We start from the raw sequence: 18,665 nt of genomic DNA, 5'->3' as shown, positions 1-18,665 counted from the left end.
ACTCAGCCCCGGTACGGGAAGCCGAGGAGGTGGACGGCGACGTTCTCGCGTCCCTCGGTCTCGCCCGCGGCCTCGGCGGCGCGGGCCCGCGCGTCGTACTTCCTGAGGACCGCGTCGAGCTCCTCGCCGAGTGCGGCGAGTTCGGCGGAGGTGAGCCGGGGCAGCCACTCCGAGCTGAGGGCGGCGGACCGCCAGGCCTCGGACCAGGTGTGCCGCTCGTCGAGGAAGCGGCGATGCATCTCGGTGCGCTGGGCGTTGACGGTGCGGCCGAACGCGGCGCTCGCGGCGGCGAGTTCGGGCGCGCCGTCGAGGTCCTCCTCGCGGATGCTGAATCCGTAGGAGCTGGGCTGCCACCAGCGCTCGCGGCCGTCGGCGGACTGGGTCTCGGCCTCCTCGATGAGGCCGTGCTCGGCCAGCTTGCGCAGGTGGTAGCTGACGAGGGAGACGGCCTCGTCGACCTGGTCGGCGAGCTGGGAGGCGGTGGCGGTGCGGGCCACGAAGAGGGCGCGGTAGAGGCGCATCCGCAGCGGGTGGGAGATGGCTTTGAGGGTGCCGAGATCGGTGATCCGGCGGTTCTCCGACGAGGTCATGTCACGACCCTAGATAGGAAAGAAAACTTGCGCAATGGATGTTGCGCAAATAATCCTGCACATCTGGGCAAAGGAGGAGGCCCCCGGGGATCCCGGGGGCCTCCTCACACAGCCTGCGATCAGCGGACCTGGTGGCCCGCCTCCTTCAGCGCCTGCTTGACCTCGCCGATCCGCAGATCGCCGAAGTGGAAGACGGAGGCCGCGAGCACCGCGTCCGCGCCCGCCGCGATGGCCGGCGGGAAGTCGGACAGCTTGCCGGCGCCGCCGGAGGCGATCACCGGCACGGTCACGTGCTTGCGCACGGCCGCGATCATCTCGGTGTCGTAGCCGTCCTTGGTGCCGTCCGCGTCCATCGAGTTGAGCAGGATCTCCCCCGCGCCCAGCTCGGCGGCCCGGTGCGCCCACTCGACGGCGTCGATGCCGGTGCCCCGGCGCCCGCCGTGCGTGGTGACCTCGAAGGAGCCGGTCTCGGTACGGCGGGCGTCGACCGACAGGACGAGCACCTGGCGGCCGAAGCGCTCGGCGATCTCGCGGATCAGCTCCGGGCGGGCGATGGCGGCGGTGTTGACGCCCACCTTGTCCGCGCCGGCCCGCAGCAGCTTGTCGACGTCCTCGGCGGAGCGGACCCCGCCGCCGACGGTCAGCGGGATGAAGACCTGCTCGGCGGTGCGGCGCACCACGTCGTAGGTGGTCTCCCGGTTGCCGGAGGAGGCGGTGATGTCGAGGAAGGTCAGCTCGTCGGCGCCCTCGGCGTCGTACAGCTTGGCCATCTCGACGGGGTCGCCCGCGTCCCGCAGGTTCTGGAAGTTGACGCCCTTGACGACCCGGCCGTTGTCCACGTCCAGGCAGGGGATCACGCGTACGGCGAGGCTCATGCGGGGTCTCCCTCGGTGGCCTCGGGGCGGTACGCCTCGACCTCGACCTCGACGACCAGACGGGGGTCGACGAAGCCGGAGACGATGATCATGGAGGCGGCGGGGCGGACGGCGTCGAAGAGCTCCTTGTGGGCCCGGCCGACCTCGTCCACATCGCGCGCGTGGGTGAGGTACATACGGGTGCGGACGACGTGCTCGGCGCCCAGACCCAGCTGCTTCAACGCGTCGAAGGCCACGTTGAAGGAGTTGACGGTCTGGTCGTACGGACCGCCGTCGGCGATCACGCCGCCCACCACGGAGGTGCAGCCGGAGACCAGGACGGTCCCGTTCGGCAGCTCCACCGCGCGGGAGTAGCCGAACTGCTCCTCCCAGGGGGCGCCGGTCACGACCTTGCGTACGGAGTCGGTCATACGGCCACCGCCTTCAGGGCCTCTTCCAGGGTGAACGCCTTGGCGTACAGCGCCTTGCCGACGATCGCGCCCTCGACGCCCAGCGGGACCAGGCCGGACAGGGCCCGCAGGTCGTCCAGGGAGGAGACGCCGCCGGAGGCCACGACGGGCTTGTCGGTGGCCGCGCAGACGTTCCGCAGGAGCTCCAGGTTGGGGCCCTCCAGGGTGCCGTCCTTGGCGATGTCGGTGACCACGTAGCGGGCGCAGCCCTCGGAGTCGAGGCGGGCCAGCGTCTCGTACAGGTCGCCGCCGTCACGGGTCCAGCCCCGGCCGCGCAGGGTCGTGCCGCGCACATCCAGGCCGACGGCGATCTTGTCGCCGTGCTCGGCGATGACCTTGGCGACCCACTCGGGCGTCTCCAGGGCGGCGGTTCCCAGGTTGACGCGGGTGCAGCCGGTGGCCAGGGCGGCGGCCAGCGAGGCGTCGTCGCGGATGCCGCCGGAGAGCTCGACCTTGATGTCCATGGCTTCGGTGACCTCGCGGACCAGCTGCCGGTTGTCGCCGGTGCCGAAGGCGGCGTCCAGGTCGACCAGGTGCAGCCACTCGGCGCCGGAGCGCTGCCACGCGAGGGCGGCCTCCAGGGGCGAGCCGTAGGAGGTCTCGGTGCCGGACTCGCCGTGCACCAGGCGGACGGCCTGGCCGTCGCGGACGTCTACGGCGGGGAGGAGTTCGAGCGCGCTGGTCACAGGGTTCCGATCCAGTTGGTGAGGAGCTGGGCGCCGGCGTCGCCGGACTTCTCGGGGTGGAACTGGGTCGCCCACAGGGCCCCGTTCTCCACCGCGGAGACGAACGGCTCGCCATGGGTGGACCAGGTCACCTTGGGGGCACGGATGTGCGGGTTGCCGATCTCCAGCTCCCACTGGCGCACCCCGTAGGAGTGCACGAAGTAGTAGCGGGTGTCGGCGTCGAGGCCGGCGAAGAGCTCGCTGCCCTCGGGCGCGTCGACCGTGTTCCAGCCCATGTGGGGCACGACCGGCGCCTTCAGCGGCTCGACCGAGCCGGGCCACTCGTCGAGGCCCTCGGTCTCCACGCCGTGCTCGATGCCACGGGCGAAGAGGATCTGCATGCCGACGCAGATGCCCATGACCGGGCGGCCGCCGGAGAGCCGGCGCCCGATGATCCAGTCGCCGCGGGCCTCCTTGAGGCCCTCCATGCAGGCGGAGAAGGCACCGACACCGGGGACGAGGAGCCCGTCGGCGTTCATGGCCCGCTCGTAGTCGCGGGTGATCTCGACGTCGGCGCCGACCCGGGCGAGGGCCCGCTCGGCGGAGCGGACGTTGCCGAAGCCGTAGTCGAAGACGACGACCTTCTTGGAGCCCGTCACGCTCATGACCACACGTCCAGCCGCAGCACACCGGCCGCCAGGCACATGGCGGCGCCGATGGAGAGCAGCACGATGAGGCCCTTGGGCATCTTCTGCTTGGCGAAGGAGTAGATGCCGCCGAGCAGGAAGAGCCCGACGACGATCAGGATGGTGGAGAGGCCGTTCACGTTTACAGCGCGCCCTTCGTGGAGGGGAGGATTCCGGCGGCGCGCGGGTCGCGCTCGGAGGCGTAGCGCAGGGCGCGGGCGAGCGCCTTGAACTGGCACTCGACGATGTGGTGCGCGTTGCGCCCGTACGGCACGTGGACGTGCAGGGCGATCTGCGCCTGGGCGACGAAGGACTCCATGATGTGCCGGGTCATCGTCGTGTCGTAGGAGCCGATCATCGGCGCCATGTTCTCGGGCTCGGTGTGCACCAGGTAAGGGCGGCCGGAGAGGTCCACGGTGACCTGGGCGAGCGACTCGTCCAGCGGGACGGTGCAGTTGCCGAAGCGGTAGATGCCGACCTTGTCGCCGAGCGCCTGCTTGAAGGCGGCGCCCAGGGCGAGGGCGGTGTCCTCGATGGTGTGGTGCGAGTCGATGTGGAGGTCGCCGTCGGTCTTCACGGTCAGGTCGAACAGACCGTGCCGGCCGAGCTGGTCGAGCATGTGGTCGTAGAAACCGACCCCGGTCGACACATCGACCTTTCCGGTGCCGTCGAGGTCGATCTCGACGACGACGGACGTCTCCTTGGTGGTGCGCTCAACGCGGCCTACGCGGCTCATGCGTCCTGCTCCTTCTTCAACTCACGAACCGCGTCGAGGAACGCGTCGTTCTCTTCGGGGGTGCCCGCGGTGACCCGCAGCCAGCCCGGTACGCCGTTGTCCCGGACCAGGACGCCCCGGTCGAGGATCTTCTGCCAGGCCGCGTGGGAGCCCTCCGCTCCGTCGAAGCGGCCGAACTGGACGAAGTTGGCGTCGGACTCGGTGACCTCGTAGCCGATGGCCCGCAGCTCGGTGACGAGGCGGTCGCGCTCGGCCTTGAGCTGCTCGACGTACCCGAGGAGGGTGTCGGTGTGCTCCAGGGCGGCGAGCGCGGTGGCCTGGGTGACGGCGGACAGGTGGTACGGCAGGCGCACCAGCTGGACGGCGTCGACCACGGCGGGGTGGGCGGCGAGGTAGCCCAGGCGCAGTCCGGCGGCGCCGAAGGCCTTGGACATGGTCCGGGAGACCACCAGGTTCGGCCGGCCCTCGATGAGGGGCAGCAGCGAGTCGCGGTGGCTGAACTCCACGTACGCCTCGTCCACGACCACCAGCGAGGGCTTGGCCGCCTGGGCGGCCTCGTACAGCGCGAGGACCGTCGCGGCCTCGACGGCGGTGCCCGTGGGGTTGTTGGGCGAGGTGACGAAGACGACGTCCGGCGCGTTCTCCGCGATGGCCTGCTCGGCCGCCGCGAGGTCGATGGTGAAGTCCTCGTTGCGGGGTCCTGAGATCCAGCCGGTGCCGGTGCCTCGGGCGATCAGGGCGTGCATCGAGTACGAGGGCTCGAAGCCGATCGCGGTGCGGCCGGGCCCGCCGAAGGTCTGGAGCAGCTGCTGGAGGACCTCGTTGGAGCCGTTGGCGGCCCAGACGTTGCCCATGGCGACCGGGTGCTTGCCGGTACGGGTGAGGTAGCGGGCGAGCTCGGTGCGCAGCTCGACCGCGTCCCGGTCGGGGTAGCGGTTGAGGCCGCGCGCGGCCTCGGCGACCCGCTCCGCGATCCGGGCCACCAGGGGCTCGGGCAGCGGGTACGGGTTCTCGTTGGTGTTCAGCTGGACGGGGACGTCGAGCTGGGGCGCGCCGTACGGGGACTTGCCCTTCAGCTCGTCGCGGATGGGGAGGTCGTCGATGGCGACCTTGTCGTACGCGGTCACTTGCTCTGCGGCACCTTCCACCCGAACCGGGCCTTGATGGCGGCGCCGTGCGCGGGCAGGTCCTCGGCCTCGGCGAGGGTCACCACGTGGTGGGCGACCTCGGCGAGCGCGTCGCGCGTGTAGTCGACGATGTGGACGCCGCGCAGGAAGGACTGCACGGACAGGCCCGAGGAGTGGCAGGCGCAGCCGCCGGTGGGCAGGACGTGGTTGGAGCCGGCGCAGTAGTCGCCGAGCGAGACCGGGGCCCAGGGGCCGACGAAGATCGCGCCCGCGTTGCGGACCCGGTCGGCGACGGCGGCGGCGTCGGCGGTCTGGATCTCCAGGTGCTCGGCGCCGTAGGCGTCCACGACCTTCAGGCCCTCCGCCAGGCCGTCGACCAGGACGATCGCGGACTGGCGGCCGGCCAGCGCCGGGACGATCCGGTCGTCGACGTGCTTGGAGACGGCGACCTGGGTCTTGAGCTCGGCCTCGACGGCCTCGGCGAGCTCCTCGGAGGCGGTGACCAGGACGGAGGCGGCCATCGGGTCGTGCTCGGCCTGGCTGATCAGGTCGGCGGCGACGTGCACCGGGTCGGCGGTGGAGTCCGCGAGGACGGCGATCTCGGTGGGGCCGGCCTCGGCGTCGATGCCGATACGGCCCTTGAGAAGGCGCTTGGCGGCGGCGACGTAGATGTTGCCGGGGCCGGTGACCAGGTTGACGGGGGCGCAGCCGGGCGCGCCCTCGGTGCCTTCGGTGCCGTACGCGAACATGGCGACGGCCTGGGCGCCGCCGGCGGCGTAGACCTCGTCGACGCCGAGCAGGGCGCAGGCGGCGAGGATGGTCGGGTGCGGCAGGCCGCCGAATTCCCTCTGCGGGGGCGAGGAGACGGCGATGCCCTCGACACCGGCCTCCTGGGCCGGGACGACGTTCATCACGACGGAGGACGGGTACACCGACCGTCCGCCCGGCACGTAGAGCCCGACGCGCTCGACGGGGATCCACTTCTCGGTGACCGTGCCGCCGGGCACGACCTGGGTGGTGTGGGTGGTGCGGCGCTGCTCGCGGTGGACGAGGCGGGCGCGCCGGATGGACTCCTCCAGGGCGGCGCGGACGGCCGGGTCGAGCTCGTCGAGGGCGCGGGTCAGCTCCTCGGCGGGCACGCGCAGGCTCTCGACGCGGACGCCGTCGAACTTCTCCCCGTAGTCGATCACCGCCGCTGCGCCATGATGCCGGACGTCCTCGCAGATGGGCCGCACCTTCTCCAGGGCGGCTTCCACGTCGAACTCGGCACGGGGCAGCAGGTCACGCAGGGCGGCACCCTCGGGGAGGGTCGCGCCGCGCAGATCGATTCGAGAGATCACGGGTCAATTCTCTCAGACGCCCCACAGCCCCGGACGCCCGTATCACTGGCTGATACGGGCCACTCTGGCGTCTTGTCGCCACTCCTGACCGTTAGCGTTCAGTCCGTCACTCAGCGGGAAGAACGGCTGTACGAATCCGGGGAAGTGAAGCGGAGTCGTGGAAAGCGAGGGGGCGGCAGTGACCGAGCCGCGCGTGGACGACGGAGTGCCGGAGGGCCTGACCGGCCCGGAGCGGTTCATGTGGAGGGCGTTCCGGATCGGCAAGGCGTGTGATCTCAGGGAGGGGGTCGCGGAGCGGGACGATCCGTTCGACCGGCAGGTGGTGTGGGGCGAGCAGCGCAGCGTGCGGGCCGAGGTGGTGGCGCTGCTGCTGCTCGACGGGCCGCCGGCCCGGTCCGGGCGCGTCGCGGCCCTGAAGCTGCGCGGGGCGCGGATCACGGGGGTGCTCAATCTGGCGGGCGGCACGATAGGGCCGTACGTGGAGATGAGCGGCTGCCGCTTCGACGGCGAGGTGGTGCTGCCGGAGGCCCACTTCGGGACGCTGCGGATGGTCGAGTGCGCGATACCCCGGCTTGAGGCCGCGCGGCTGCACACGGCGGGCGACCTGCATCTGCCGCGCTGCCGGGTGGAGCGGGGCATCCGCCTGACGGACGCCCAGATCGGCACGGACCTGCTGATCAACCAGATCCGGGTGTGGCCGGACCGGCGCGGCCGGGCGATCACGGCGGACGGTCTGGTGGTCGCGCAGGACCTCCAGGCCGAGCTGATCGAGACGTACGGGGAGCTCAGCCTGCGCGGGGCGAAGGTCGGCGTGTCGCTGAGCCTGCGGGGCAGCGTGCTGCGCGGCGCCCAGCAGCGCCGCGCGCTGAACGCGCCGCAGCTGACGGTCGAGCGCACGCTCTATCTGAACGCGGCCTGGGTGTACGACGCCTCGGGCGACGCGACGGCCACCCCGCCGTACGGGGTGACCCCGTCGCAGGGCGCCCGGCGCAAGCCCGTCGAGTGCCACGGCGGGGTGCGGCTCGACGACGGGCGCTTCGGCGACTCGCTGGACCTGCACTACGCCCGCTTCCTGCTGGACGGCTCGCGGCGGGAGGAGCTGTCGCTGCGCCGCATCGCCACGCCCGAGCTGCGGTTCAACGGCGAGCGCCCCGAGGAGGGCCGGGTGGTGCTCAACGGGGCGAAGGTGGTGACGCTCATCGACCTGTCCACCAGCTGGCCGGGCCCGGGCGGCCTCGCGCTGAGCGGCTTCGTCTACGAGAACCTGGTGCCGTACGGGCACTTCCCGCTGAGCCGGCGTCTGGAGTGGGTCGCGGCGGCGACCCCGGAGTACGCGCCGGAGCCGTACGAGCGCCTGGCGACGGTGCTGCGCAACAGCGGGGAGGACGCCGACGCGCGCGAGGTGCTGCTCGCCAAGCAGCGGCGGCGCCGGGAGACCCTGCCGGTGGCCGGGAAGCTGTGGGGGTACGTCCAGGACCTGGCGGTGGCCTACGGCTACCGCCCGGGGCGGGCCATGCTGTGGATGGCGGTGCTGTGGGCGGCGGGCGCGTACGCCTTCTCGCACTACACCCCGGTGGCGCTGAAGCCGGGCGAGGCGCCGAAGTGGAACGCCACCCTCTACGCGCTCGACGTGCTGCTCCCGGTGATCGACCTGGGCCAGGCCGGCTACTGGCGCATGGAGGGCTTCTGGCAGTGGGCCTCCACGGTGCTGATCCTGCTCGGCTGGGTGCTTGCGACGACGGTGGCGGCGGGGGCCTCGCGTCTGCTGAGACGCGGGTAGCCGCCCGGGAAGGGTGAGGAGCGGGGGGCCGGACGAGCACCGTCCCGCCCCTTTCTTTACGCTGTCTTGACCCTGGCCAGAACAACCTTCCCACCGCCACCAAGTCTTCACAGTCGCCCACTGGCGCCGCCCTCACCTGCGGTTTTCAATGATTCGCACCATGTCACTGCTCCGCGCCCTGATCGGCACCGCCCGCATGGTCCGGCACGCCCCGCGTCTGGCCGCCGGGCTCCCGCCGGACGACGACGTGCTGCTCGACGTGCCGGACGGGCGCCTGGCGCCGGCCCTGGTCGCCGCCGCCCAGGGGGACCCGGAGCCGGCCGCCAAACTCCTCGCGACCACCCGGGACGCCGCCGACTGGGAGAACCGCGACCGTTACGTCACCCGGCTGAGCACCTTCGCGTACAGCAGGGACGAGTGGCTGCGGCACTGGCTCTCGACCGCCCCGCACGACCCGGACGCCCTGCTCGTCAAGGCGCAGCTCGCCGTGCGCAGGGCCTGGGAGTCGCCGGCCAGGGCCGAGCGGCTGCGCGAGCTCGGGCCGCTGATCGAGGCGGCGACCGACGCCGCGCCCCGCGACCCGGTGCCGTGGCGGCTCGCCCTCGACCACGCGCGCGGCACCCACGCCCGGCACACGGAGTTCGAGGCGCTGTGGGAGCAGGCCGTGCGCCGCGCCCCGCACCACTACGGGTGCCATGTGGCCGCGCTCAAGTACCTGTCGGCGCAGTGGTACGGCTCGCACCGCGAGTGCTTCGACTTCGCCGAGCAGGCCGCGGAGGACGCGCTGCCGGGCTCGCTGGTCCAGGCCCTGCCGGTGCGGGCGGCCTTCGCGCAGTTGCTCTCGGAGCCGGGCCAGGGGGTGGCGGGCGACCGGATGGACGCGGCGGCCGACCGGGCGCTGGCCCTGTCGGCCGCGTACCCGGCGGGCGACCTGTGGCCCGCCGAGGTGCGCAATCTGCTCGTCCACGTCCTCCTGGGGCGGGCCCGTCACCACGACGCCCTCGCGGAGTTCGCCCGGATCGGGACCCGCGCGACCAGCTTCCCCTGGCGGCTGCTCGCCGACGACCCGCTGGGCGCCTTCCTGGAGGCCCGGACGGCGGCCGTCCGGGCGGTCGCGCGCCGGACGCGGGCGGGCGCGGGGCACCCCGGACCCGCGCCCGGACGACCGGGCCGGTGGTGACGGCTCGGTCGGCCATTACGCTTGACCGCTGTGACCACCGCTCGCCTGCCCCTGTTCCCGCTCAACGCGGTGCTGTTCCCGGGCCTCGTGTTGCCGCTGAACGTCTTCGAGCAGCGCTATCGCGCCATGATGCGCGAACTGCTGAAGACCGACGATTCCGAGCCGCGGCGTTTCGCGGTCGTGGCGATCCGGGACGGCCGGGAGGTCGCGCCGACGGCGCCCGGTCTGCCGGACCAGACGGCGCTGCCCGAGAAGGGCCCCACGGCCGGTTTCGGCCCGGACCCGATCCAGGCCTTCCACCGGGTCGGCTGCATCGCCGACGCCGCCCAGATCCGGGAGCGCCCGGACGGCGGCTTCGAGGTGATGGCCACCGGCACGACCCGGGTGAAGCTGCTCTCGGTCGACGCGAGCGGGCCGTTCCTGACGGCCGAGCTCGAAGAGATCCCCGAGGAGCAGGGCGACGAGGCGGGCACCCTCGCCGAGGGCGTGCTGCGGGCCTTCAGGAACTACCAGAAGCGGCTCGCGGGCGCCCGCGAGCGTTCCCTGACGACCAGTGAGCTGCCGGACGACCCCTCGGTGGTGTCGTACCTGGTGGCGGCGGCGGCCGTCCTCGACACGCCGTCCAAGCAGCGGCTGCTCCAGGCGCCGGACACGGCGACCCGGCTGCGCGAGGAGCTGTCGCTGCTGCGCTCCGAGACGGCGGTCCTGCGCCATCTGCCGTCCCTGCCGGCGGTGGAGCTGACCCGCGCGCCGACCAGCCCCAACTAGGAGAGGCATGGCTGCGAAGAAGCAGAAGAAGAACACCGGCGGCACCCCGGCGACGGTGGCGCTGACGGCGGCCGGCACCCCCTACACCCTGCACTCCTACGACCACGACCCGGCGACCCCGTCGTACGGCGAGGAGGCGGCGGAGGCCATGGGCGTCTCGCCCACCCGGGTCTTCAAGACCCTGGTGGCGGACGTGGACGGCGAGCTGACGGTGGCGGTGGTCCCGGTCGCGGGCCAGCTCGACCTGAAGGCGCTGGCCTCGGCGGTGGGCGGCAAGCGGGCGGCGATGGCGGACCCGGCGGCGGCCGAGCGCACCACCGGCTACGTCCGGGGCGGCATCTCCCCCCTGGGCCAGCGCAAGCGCCTGCGCACGGTCCTGGACTCCTCGGCCGAGGAGCACCCCACCATCTGCATCTCGGCCGGCCGCAGGGGCCTGGAAGTGGAGCTCTCCCCCCAGGACCTGGCGGCGCTCACGGGCGCCGTCGTGGCCCCCATCGGCCGCGGCTGAGCCACCGCGGCCACCCCGGGGTCAGGCCTGGGGCAGCGGCGGCCAGGCGCCGTCCTCGGGCTCCGGGTCACGGGGCCCGAAGAGCGCGGTCAGCGCGAGATGCGTGATCATCGCGGCGATGGGCCAGGCCAGCATCGCAGCGGCCGCCATGTTGAGCTCCAGCGGCGCCTGGAAGTCGACATTGGGGCCGACCGCCTTGGCGTGGGCGACGACATCGCGCGTGGGCCCGAGCCAGACGCCCGTGCCCCAGGCGAGGAGCGAGCCGAGGACGCCGCCGAGGGCGAGCCCGAGGACCAGGGCGATGCCGCCGTGCCGGTGGACGAGGAAGACCAGGACCGCGGCGACCGCGCCGAAGCCGAGGGCGAGCAGGACGAACGTTCCGTCCATGCCGATCGCCGCCTCCCCCTCGCTGTTGCGCAGGAAGACCGCCTTGCCGTCGGAGACCAGGGTGACCCGCGGCGCGAGCCACAGCCAGAGCAGTCCGAGCAGGGCGCCCGCCACGCCGGAGACGGCGGTCACCACGGCGGCCTGGCGCAGCTCGGTGCCGGTGCTCGGGGCGCCGTCCGGGTCGGCCTGCGCGGGGTGGGGCGCGGGCCACCGGGAGTCGTGCGGCGGCTGGTGCGGCGGAGTCAGAGGTGCGGTCACCACGCCATCGTGCCAGGTGCAGCTGTGTGCCGCCTCAGCGGACCGCCGCCCGACGGTACGCCCAGGTGGCGACGGCCAGCGAGACGACGCCGACCGCCGCGCAGACCGCCAGGTCCAGGCAGACGGCCGTCCAGTCCGGGCGGGCGTCGAAGGTACGGGCCAGGGCCTCCACCCCGTACGTGGAGGGCAGCAGGTCGCGCGCCCAGCCGATCGGCGTGGGCAGCCGGTCCGGCGGCAGGACGCCGAGCAGCAGCGCCGCCGACATGCCCAGCTGCCCGAGCAGGGTGGCGATCTCCTGACGCGGCGCGAGCAGTCCCAGCGCGGCGCCGAGCCCGGCGAGGGCGGCGCCGGACAGCGGCACGACCGCGGCCAGGATCCACAGGTTCCCGAGCGGCAGCCCGAACAGCACGGAGCCCGCGACGGCGGTCACGACGGTCCCGGGCACGGTGAAGGAGGCGTACGCCCCGGCCGCGCCGAGCACCACGGCGGCGGGCGGCACGGGCAGCGTCGCGTAGTGGTCGAGTCCGCCGCCGGCCCGCAGCTGCCCGAAGTACTGGGCGAGCAGGTTGAGCGCGACGAAGGCCACGACGAGCACGGCGGAGCCCGCCACGACGGCCCGCGCCTCGTCGCCGCCGTCCACGACCCCCCGCATCAGGACCATGATCCCGACGGACTGGAAGGTCGCCACGAAGAGCAGCGGGATACGGGAGACCCGGGCGCGCGACAGCTGCGCGCGGTACACGGCGGCGAGCGCCGGCAGCAGCCGGGCGCGCGGGGCGAGGGGCGCGGCGGCCTGGTCCTCCGCGTCCGTGGCCGGGTCGCCGAGGACGGTGGCGGGCAGGGCCTCCGCGGGCAGGGTGCTCAACTCGTACAGCTCCTGAGTGGGGGCAGGTGCGACAGGTGCGACAGCCGGGGCGAGGGGGACGTCACGCCTTTACCAGTCCCCGGTTCTCGCCGCCGAGGGCGAGGTAGACGTCCTCCAGGCTCGGCGTCGCCAGCGTGAAGTCGTCGAGGGCGGCGAAGGCCGCCCCGCCGGTCACCGCGGCGACCGCCGCACGGGCCTCGTCGGGGGCGAGCCGGAGCGTCCAGCGGCGCCCGGACTCCTGGGCCGAGGCGCGGAGCGCGGCGACCTCGGGGACCTCCAGGGGGGCCCGTTCGCGCCAGACGAGCTCGACCCGCACCTCCCCCGCGACCCGTTCCTTGAGTCCGGCGGGGGTGTCGCAGGCGATGACCCGGCCGCGGTCGATGACGGCGACCCGGTCGAGGACGGTCTCGGCCTCGATGACGTTGTGGGTGACGAGCAGCACGGTGGCGCCCTGCTCGGCGCGCCGCCGGTCGACGGCGGCCCATACGGCGCGCCGGGCGACGGGGTCCATGCCGGTGGTGGGCTCGTCGAGGACGAGGACCGGGCGCTCGCCGACGAGGGCGGCGGCGACACAGGCGAGCCGGCGCTGTCCGCCGGAGAGCTTCTTCAGGGGGCGCCCGGCGATCTCCGCGAGGCCGAGCTCGTCGAGGACGGCGTCGCGCGCGGCGCGGGCCTCGCGGGCGCCGAGCCCGCGCAGCCGGCCGGTGGTCTCGGCGGCGAGGGCCACGGTCAGCTCGTCGAGCGCGGTGGACTCCTGGCCGAGATGGGCGAGGAGCCGGGAGGCGCGCTCGGGGTGGCGCACCAGGTCGTGGCCGAGCATCCGGACGGAGCCGGAGTCGGGGCGCATGAGTCCGGTCAGCTGGCGGACGAGGGTGGACTTGCCGGCGCCGTTGGGTCCGAGCAGCCCGAAGATCTCGCCGCCGCGCACGTCGAGGCTGATCCCGTCGGTGGCCCGCACCTCGGGGGTCGCGGGTGCTCCGCGGCTGCCGCGCGTGGCGGGGTACGTCTTGACCAGATCCCGCACCACGCACACCGTACTCACGAGGGATGAGCCTACGGGGTCCCCCGGCTCTCCTCGGGCGCGGGGGCGTGTTGGGCGGCGGCATGGACGTCGATCTCGCGCCAGAATCCTGCCCGGATCGCGTACCGGTCGTGCTCGTCGATCTGGTCGTCCTTGTGGGCGAGGAGGCCGAAGCGGGCGGCGTAGCGGAGGAGTTCGCCGTCGATGCGGTGCGGGATGCGCGGGTACATGACGGCCAGCTTCTGGACGTGGAGCGGCTCGGGGAGCCGGTCGAGCCAGCGGCGGGCGAACACCTGACCGACCTCGTAGGGGTCGCCGCCGACGGTGGTGATGTCCTCCTCGCGGTCGGCCCAGCGCTGCTCGGCGCTGGTGAGCTGGGCGAGGGTGGGCAGGAAGGCGGTCTCGGCGGCTTCGCCGAGGGCGGTGCCGGGCCGGTCGATCCAGCCCCGGTCGGAGGACCAGCGCAGGGTGGCGCCGACGGCGTGCGGGGCGGCCGGGGCGGCGGGCCCGCGCAGGGCGGCGAGGTCCTTGGGCGTGGGGACGGTCTTGGCGGAGGCGGGCGCGGGGACGCCGGAGCCGTTCACGCCCTCGTCGTCGACGGGCGAGGCCGCCGGGGGCACCCCGACGGCGTCCGCGCGGGCCCCTTCGCGGGCGGCACCGGCCGCGGCGGCCCGTTCGGCGGAGGCGGCGAGCGCCGACTCGGGCAGCGGGGCGGAGAGGATGGCGGCGATCTCGGGGCGGGGCACCGGCGGCGGGGCGCACAGCCCGCTGAGGTCCTTGGCCCGGACGGCGCGGGTGATCCAGGTCCGGTCGAGCACCCGGCGCTCGTCGGCCTCGGCGACGAGGTCCTCCGACTGGTTGTAGTCGCCGTCGGCGGCCTGGACGGCCCACAGGTGGACGGCGACCCCGTGCTCCTTGGCGGACATGAGTCCGGGCAGCAGGTCGCCGTCGCCGGTGACGAGGACGATGTCGGAGCAGGCCCCGTTCCTGGCGAGCTCGGTGAGCTCGGTGTGCATGGCCGCGTCGACGCCCTTCTGCGCCCAGCGCCCCTCGGCACGGGTCAGGGCGCCGAGCCGGACCGTGACCCGGGGCATCACGCGCAGCCTGCGGTGCTCCGGCTGGGGCACCCGGTCGGGCGCGCCGTCGAACCAGTAGATCCGCAGCAGCGGCAGCTGGGTGTCGGCCTCCGCGCGTTCGCGCAGCTGCTGGATGAGCGCGGCGTGATCGACGGTGATCCGTGAGCGGGCCGGCTCCCCGGCGAGGAGGCTGGCGGCGGCGCCCAGCAGATAGCCGGCGTCCACCAGGACGACGCAGCGGTCCACGTGTTCCACCCTCTTTCGGGAACCTCGGGATCGGAAGTGCTCCAGGTTGCTCCGAGTCTGCCCGACCGGGCCGACGTAGAGGTCCGGAACTGGATCATCGGCGTGGCGGATCTCACGCGGAGGCCCCGATTACCGTCCGTAATGATCCAAAATGCGGCGCTTCCTGCCGTATGTGAATCTGACAGCGGCCCTGGCCCCCACACCCCCTTGAGGAGGCATCATCCCCATGGCCAAGAACCGAAAGCAGGACCGCAGTCAGCAGCGCGGCTCGCAGGCGGAGCGCGGCGCCCAGCAGGCGCAGGCGTCCGCGATGGAGTCCCAGGCCGAGCAGCGCGCCACCCAGGTGACACCTGGTGACATGGCACGCAAGGGCCGTCAGAAGCGCTTCGGGCACAACTGACGGATCCACGGCAAAGGGGCGCGCCCGTGACGACGGGCGCGCCCCTTGCGCGTGCGCGGTGTGCGAGGCGCCGCCTAGCCGGCCAGGCAGGACGGTCCGAGCAGCACCTTCAGGTCGCCGAAGAGCGCCGGGTCGGGCTGGACCCGGTGCCGGTCGAGCCGGAGCACGGTGGTGGAGCGCGGCCCCTGGAGCTTGATGCGGACCTCGGTGTTGCCCCGGTGGTGCTTGAGGATCTCGCCGAGCCGGCTGACCATCGGCGGGGTCACCTTGACGGTGGGGATGGTGAGGATCACGGGCGCGTTGGTCCCGGCGTTGGAGAGGTCGGGGACCATCAGCTCCATGGCGACCAGGCGGGGGATGTCCTCGCGCTTGTCGAGCCGGCCCTTGACGAAGACGACCGTGTCCTCGACGAGCTGGGTGGAGACCAGCTGGTAGGTGGCCGGGAAGAACATGCACTCGATGGAGCCGGCCAGGTCCTCGACGGTGGCGATGGCCCAGGCGTTGCCCTGCTTGGTCATCTTCCGCTGGAGGCCGGAGATGATGCCGCCGATGGTGACGACCGCGCCGTCGGCGTGCTCGCCGCCGGTGAGCTGGGAGATGCCGGCGTCGGTCTTGTCGGACAGGACGTGTTCGAGACCGAAGAGCGGGTGGTCGGAGACGTAGAGGCCGAGCATCTCGCGCTCCTGGGCGAGCAGGTACGACTTCTCCCACTCGACGTCGGAGAACTCGACGTCCAGGCCGAAGCCGGGCTCGTCGCTCGTCTCCTCGCCCATCCCTCCGAACAGGTCGAACTGGCCCTCGGCCTCCTTGCGCTTGACCGCCACCACGTTGTCGATCATGGGTTCGTGGTGGGCGACCATGCCCTTGCGGGTGTGGCCCATCTCGTCGAAGGCGCCGGCCTTGATCAGCGACTCGATGGTCCGCTTGTTGCAGACGACGGCCTCGACCTTGTCGAGGAAGTCGGGGAAGGTGGCGTACTTCCCCTTCGCCTTGCGCGACCTGATGATCGACTCGACGACGTTGGTGCCGACGTTGCGGACGGCGGAGAGGCCGAAGAGGATCACGTCGTCGCCCTGGGCGGCGAAGTTCGACTCGGACTCGTTCACGTTCGGCGGGAGCACCTTGATGCCCATGCGGCGGCACTCGTTGAGGTAGACGGCGGACTTGTCCTTGTCGTCCTTGACCGAGGTGAGCAGACCGGCCATGTACTCGGCGGGGTAGTTCGCCTTGAGGTAGGCGGTCCAGTAGGAGACCAGGCCGTACGCGGCGGAGTGCGCCTTGTTGAAGGCGTAGCCGGCGAAGGGGACCAGGACGTCCCAGAGGGCCTGGATGGCCTCGTCGCTGTAGTTGTTCTTCCGGGCGCCTTCCTGGAAGATCGTGAAGTTCTTGGCCAGCTCGTCGGGCTTCTTCTTGCCCATGACGCGGCGGAGGATGTCGGCCTCGCCGAGGGAGTAGCCGGCGATGATCTGGGCGGCCTTCTGCACCTGCTCCTGGTAGACGATCAGGCCGTAGGTGACCGCGAGCACCTCTTCGAGCGGCTTCTCCAGCTCGGGGTGGATCGGGGTGATCTCCTGCTGCTTGTTCTTGCGCAGGGCGTAGTTCGTGTGCGAGTTCATGCCCATCGGGCCCGGCCGGTACAGGGCGGACACGGCGGAGATGTCTTCGAAGTTGTCGGGCTTCATCAGCCGCAGCAGGGACCGCATGGGTCCGCCGTCGAACTGGAAGACGCCGAGGGTGTCGCCCCGGCAGAGCAGTTCGTACGTCTTCGGGTCGTCGAGCGGCAGGGCCAGGAGGTCGAGCTCGATCCCCTTGTTGGCCTTCACCATCTTGACGGCGTCGTCCATGATCGTGAGGTTCCTGAGGCCCAGGAAGTCCATCTTGATCAGGCCGAGCGACTCGCACTGGGGGTAGTCCCACTGCGTGATCGTCACGCCGTCCGTGTGCCGCACCCAGATCGGGGCGTGGTCGACGATCGGCTCGCTGGACATGATCACGCCGGCCGCGTGCACGCCCATCTGGCGGACCAGGCCCTCGACGCCCCGGGCGGTGTCGATGACCTTCTTGACGTCCGGCTCGTTCTCGTACATCGCGCGGATCTCGCCGGCCTCGCTGTAGCGCGGGTGCGAGGGGTCGGTGATGCCGTTGAGGTCGATGCCCTTGCCGAGGACGTCGGCGGGCATGGCCTTGGTGAGCCGGTCGCCCATGGCGTACGGGTAGCCGAGGACGCGCGCGGAGTCCTTGATGGCGTTCTTCGCCTTGATCTTGCCGTAGGTGCCGATCATGGCGACCTTGTCGGAGCCGTACTTCTCCGTCACGTACCGGATCACCTCGACGCGCCGACGCTCGTCGAAGTCGATGTCGACATCGGGCATCGAGATGCGCTCGGGGTTGAGGAAGCGCTCGAAGATCAGGCCGTGCGGGATCGGGTCGAGGTCGGTGATGCCCATGGCGTACGCGACGATCGAACCGGCCGCGGAGCCTCGGCCGGGGCCCACGGCGATGCCCTGCTTCTTCGCCCACATGATGAAGTCGGCGACGACGAGGAAGTAGCCGGGGAAGCCCATCGAGATGATCGTGTCCATCTCGTACTCGACCTGCTTCAGGCGGTCCTCGGGGATGCCTCCGGGGAACCGGCGGTGCATGCCCCGCATGGTCTCCTCGCGGAACCAGGTGGTGTCGGTGTACCCCTCCGGGATGTCGAACTTCGGCATGAGGTTCTTCTCGACGAACATGCCGGTGGTGTCGATCTGCTCCGCGACCAGGAGGGTGTTGCGGCAGCCCTCCTGCCAGGCGTCCGAGGAGTCGATGGCGTACATCTCGTCCGTGGACTTGAGGTAGTAGCCGGTGCCGTCGAAGCGGAAGCGGTCCGGGTCGGAGAGGTTCTTGCCGGTCTGGATGCAGAGCAGGGCGTCGTGCGCGGTCGACTCGTGCGCGTACGTGTAGTGCGAGTCGTTGGTGACCAGCGGCGGGATGCCCAGCTTCTTGCCGATCTCCAGGAGCCCGTCGCGGACCCGGCGCTCGATCTCGATGCCGTGGTCCATCAGCTCCAGGAAGTAGCGGTCCTTGCCGAAGATGTCCTGGTACTCGGAGGCGGCCTTCAGGGCCTCGTCGAACTGGCCGAGACGCAGCCTCGTCTGGAGCTCGCCGGAGGGGCAGCCGGTGGAGGCGATCAGGCCCTCCGACCACTGGGAGATGGTCTCCTTGTCCATCCGCGGCCACTTCTGGAGCCAGCCCTCGGCGTACGCGTCGGAGGACAGCCGGAAGAGGTTGTGGAGGCCGGTGGCGTTCGCCGCCCAGATGGTCTTGTGGGTGTAGCCGCCGGAACCCGAGACGTCGTCCCGCTTCTGGTGCGGCTGGCCCCACTGGATCTTCCGCTTGTTGCGCCGGGACTCCGGGGCGACATAGGCCTCGATGCCGATGATCGGCGTCACACCGGCCTTCTTGGCGCTGTGGAAGAAGTCGTAGGCCCCGTGCAGGTTGCCGTGGTCGGACATGGCGATATGGGTCATGCCCATCTCGTTGCACGCGTTGAACATGTCCTTCAGCCGCGCGGCACCGTCCAGCAGGGAGTACTGGGTGTGGACGTGGAGGTGCGTGAAGGGCGGCTTGGTCACGGGGAGGGCCTCCGATGAATTCCTGGGGGGACAGCGTGGAAGTCTACGTCGCTCGACTGACAACGGGCGGGCACTCGCGAGTAGCGTCGGGCGT

Annotated in this window: 19 protein-coding genes; 5 read left to right on the top strand and 14 right to left on the bottom strand. The window is 72.0% G+C overall.

Features of this window, described 5'->3' with window-relative positions:
- Positions 1 to 2 precede the first annotated feature (2 nt).
- The 9 genes from ABTZ54_RS10720 to hisD form a co-directional block, all read right to left on the bottom strand.
- Entirely contained in the window at positions 3 to 590 is a 588-nt protein-coding gene (locus ABTZ54_RS10720; protein WP_351659754.1) for an ArsR/SmtB family transcription factor, read from the bottom strand.
- A 119-nt stretch (positions 591 to 709) separates the two neighbouring features.
- Positions 710 to 1,465 (bottom strand): imidazole glycerol phosphate synthase subunit HisF, encoded by a 756-nt coding sequence (hisF, locus tag ABTZ54_RS10715; RefSeq protein ID WP_351659751.1) that lies wholly within the window; start codon positions 1,463 to 1,465, stop codon positions 710 to 712.
- Positions 1,462 to 1,875, bottom strand: a complete 414-nt coding sequence (locus tag ABTZ54_RS10710) for a RidA family protein (RefSeq protein ID WP_351659748.1) — start codon at positions 1,873 to 1,875, stop codon at positions 1,462 to 1,464. The genes hisF and ABTZ54_RS10710 overlap by 4 nt, the downstream gene beginning before the upstream one ends.
- Positions 1,872 to 2,600: a bifunctional 1-(5-phosphoribosyl)-5-((5-phosphoribosylamino)methylideneamino)imidazole-4-carboxamide isomerase/phosphoribosylanthranilate isomerase PriA gene (priA, locus tag ABTZ54_RS10705; RefSeq protein WP_351659745.1), complete on the bottom strand. Its 729-nt coding sequence runs from the start codon at positions 2,598 to 2,600 to the stop codon at positions 1,872 to 1,874. Before priA ends, ABTZ54_RS10710 begins: the two co-directional genes overlap by 4 nt.
- A complete protein-coding gene (hisH, locus tag ABTZ54_RS10700) occupies positions 2,597 to 3,244 on the bottom strand; it encodes an imidazole glycerol phosphate synthase subunit HisH (protein WP_351659742.1) in 648 nt (215 codons plus the stop codon). The genes priA and hisH overlap by 4 nt, the downstream gene beginning before the upstream one ends.
- The gene (locus ABTZ54_RS10695; RefSeq protein ID WP_351659739.1) at positions 3,241 to 3,405 is read right to left on the bottom strand and encodes a CG2302 family histidine operon protein; all 165 of its coding nucleotides are present in this window, start codon (positions 3,403 to 3,405) and stop codon (positions 3,241 to 3,243) included. The genes hisH and ABTZ54_RS10695 overlap by 4 nt, the downstream gene beginning before the upstream one ends.
- Before the next feature lie 2 nt (positions 3,406 to 3,407).
- Positions 3,408 to 4,001: an imidazoleglycerol-phosphate dehydratase HisB gene (hisB, locus tag ABTZ54_RS10690; RefSeq protein WP_046907028.1), complete on the bottom strand. Its 594-nt coding sequence runs from the start codon at positions 3,999 to 4,001 to the stop codon at positions 3,408 to 3,410.
- On the bottom strand, positions 3,998 to 5,128 hold the full coding sequence (locus ABTZ54_RS10685) for a histidinol-phosphate transaminase (protein ID WP_351659736.1): 1,131 nt from the start codon (positions 5,126 to 5,128) through the stop codon (positions 3,998 to 4,000). Before ABTZ54_RS10685 ends, hisB begins: the two co-directional genes overlap by 4 nt.
- A complete protein-coding gene (gene hisD / locus ABTZ54_RS10680) occupies positions 5,125 to 6,468 on the bottom strand; it encodes a histidinol dehydrogenase (protein ID WP_351659733.1) in 1,344 nt (447 codons plus the stop codon). The genes ABTZ54_RS10685 and hisD overlap by 4 nt, the downstream gene beginning before the upstream one ends.
- A gap of 178 nt (positions 6,469 to 6,646) precedes the next feature.
- Here hisD and ABTZ54_RS10675 point away from each other — a divergent pair, with 178 nt between their 5' ends.
- The 4 genes from ABTZ54_RS10675 to ybaK all read left to right on the top strand — a co-directional run bounded on the left by ABTZ54_RS10675 (position 6,647) and on the right by ybaK (position 10,704).
- Positions 6,647 to 8,248 carry an oxidoreductase gene (locus ABTZ54_RS10675; RefSeq protein WP_351659730.1) on the top strand — a complete coding sequence of 534 codons (1,602 nt, stop codon included), beginning with the start codon at positions 6,647 to 6,649 and terminating at the stop codon, positions 8,246 to 8,248.
- Positions 8,249 to 8,396: 148 nt separating this feature from the next.
- Positions 8,397 to 9,428, top strand: coding sequence for a hypothetical protein (locus ABTZ54_RS10670; RefSeq protein WP_351659727.1), 1,032 nt, complete (start codon positions 8,397 to 8,399; stop codon positions 9,426 to 9,428).
- A gap of 30 nt (positions 9,429 to 9,458) precedes the next feature.
- Positions 9,459 to 10,196 carry an LON peptidase substrate-binding domain-containing protein gene (locus ABTZ54_RS10665; RefSeq protein WP_351659724.1) on the top strand — a complete coding sequence of 246 codons (738 nt, stop codon included), beginning with the start codon at positions 9,459 to 9,461 and terminating at the stop codon, positions 10,194 to 10,196.
- Positions 10,197 to 10,203: 7 nt separating this feature from the next.
- Positions 10,204 to 10,704 (top strand): Cys-tRNA(Pro) deacylase, encoded by a 501-nt coding sequence (ybaK, locus tag ABTZ54_RS10660; protein ID WP_351659721.1) that lies wholly within the window; start codon positions 10,204 to 10,206, stop codon positions 10,702 to 10,704.
- Between the two features lie 21 nt (positions 10,705 to 10,725).
- On the opposite strand, the gene ABTZ54_RS10655 is transcribed toward ybaK, so the two are convergent.
- From ABTZ54_RS10655 to ABTZ54_RS10640, 4 genes are all read right to left on the bottom strand, one after another.
- On the bottom strand, positions 10,726 to 11,349 hold the full coding sequence (locus ABTZ54_RS10655) for a DUF2567 domain-containing protein (protein WP_351659718.1): 624 nt from the start codon (positions 11,347 to 11,349) through the stop codon (positions 10,726 to 10,728).
- Between the two features lie 34 nt (positions 11,350 to 11,383).
- Positions 11,384 to 12,214 carry an ABC transporter permease gene (locus ABTZ54_RS10650; protein ID WP_502997222.1) on the bottom strand — a complete coding sequence of 277 codons (831 nt, stop codon included), beginning with the start codon at positions 12,212 to 12,214 and terminating at the stop codon, positions 11,384 to 11,386.
- A gap of 61 nt (positions 12,215 to 12,275) precedes the next feature.
- A complete protein-coding gene (locus tag ABTZ54_RS10645) occupies positions 12,276 to 13,247 on the bottom strand; it encodes an ABC transporter ATP-binding protein (protein WP_351659963.1) in 972 nt (323 codons plus the stop codon).
- Between the two features lie 20 nt (positions 13,248 to 13,267).
- The gene (locus ABTZ54_RS10640; protein ID WP_351659715.1) at positions 13,268 to 14,566 is read right to left on the bottom strand and encodes an NYN domain-containing protein; all 1,299 of its coding nucleotides are present in this window, start codon (positions 14,564 to 14,566) and stop codon (positions 13,268 to 13,270) included.
- A 217-nt stretch (positions 14,567 to 14,783) separates the two neighbouring features.
- Between ABTZ54_RS10640 and ABTZ54_RS10635 the strand changes: the two genes are divergently transcribed.
- Positions 14,784 to 14,957, top strand: coding sequence for a hypothetical protein (locus ABTZ54_RS10635; protein ID WP_351659712.1), 174 nt, complete (start codon positions 14,784 to 14,786; stop codon positions 14,955 to 14,957).
- Positions 14,958 to 15,031: 74 nt separating this feature from the next.
- Here ABTZ54_RS10635 and dnaE read toward each other — a convergent pair whose 3' ends face one another.
- Complete coding sequence (dnaE, locus tag ABTZ54_RS10630; RefSeq protein WP_351659710.1) at positions 15,032 to 18,571, bottom strand: DNA polymerase III subunit alpha; 3,540 nt, start codon at positions 18,569 to 18,571, stop codon at positions 15,032 to 15,034.
- Positions 18,572 to 18,665 lie beyond the last annotated feature (94 nt).

The organism is Streptomyces sp. NPDC094032 (assembly GCF_040303965.1).
In the GTDB taxonomy this organism is placed as follows: domain Bacteria; phylum Actinomycetota; class Actinomycetes; order Streptomycetales; family Streptomycetaceae; genus Streptomyces.
Note: the sequence above shows the minus strand (reverse complement) of the source record. Positions and strands in the feature narration are given on the sequence as shown.

Coding starts and splice junctions, on each gene's coding strand:
- ABTZ54_RS10720 (WP_351659754.1), bottom strand. CDS start 590: ATGACCTCGTCGGAGAACCGCCGGATCACCGATCTCGGCACCCTCAAA.
- hisF (WP_351659751.1), bottom strand. CDS start 1,465: ATGAGCCTCGCCGTACGCGTGATCCCCTGCCTGGACGTGGACAACGGC.
- ABTZ54_RS10710 (WP_351659748.1), bottom strand. CDS start 1,875: ATGACCGACTCCGTACGCAAGGTCGTGACCGGCGCCCCCTGGGAGGAG.
- hisH (WP_351659742.1), bottom strand. CDS start 3,244: ATGAGCGTGACGGGCTCCAAGAAGGTCGTCGTCTTCGACTACGGCTTC.
- hisB (WP_046907028.1), bottom strand. CDS start 4,001: ATGAGCCGCGTAGGCCGCGTTGAGCGCACCACCAAGGAGACGTCCGTC.
- ABTZ54_RS10670 (WP_351659727.1), top strand. CDS start 8,397: ATGATTCGCACCATGTCACTGCTCCGCGCCCTGATCGGCACCGCCCGC.
- ybaK (WP_351659721.1), top strand. CDS start 10,204: ATGGCTGCGAAGAAGCAGAAGAAGAACACCGGCGGCACCCCGGCGACG.
- ABTZ54_RS10635 (WP_351659712.1), top strand. CDS start 14,784: ATGGCCAAGAACCGAAAGCAGGACCGCAGTCAGCAGCGCGGCTCGCAG.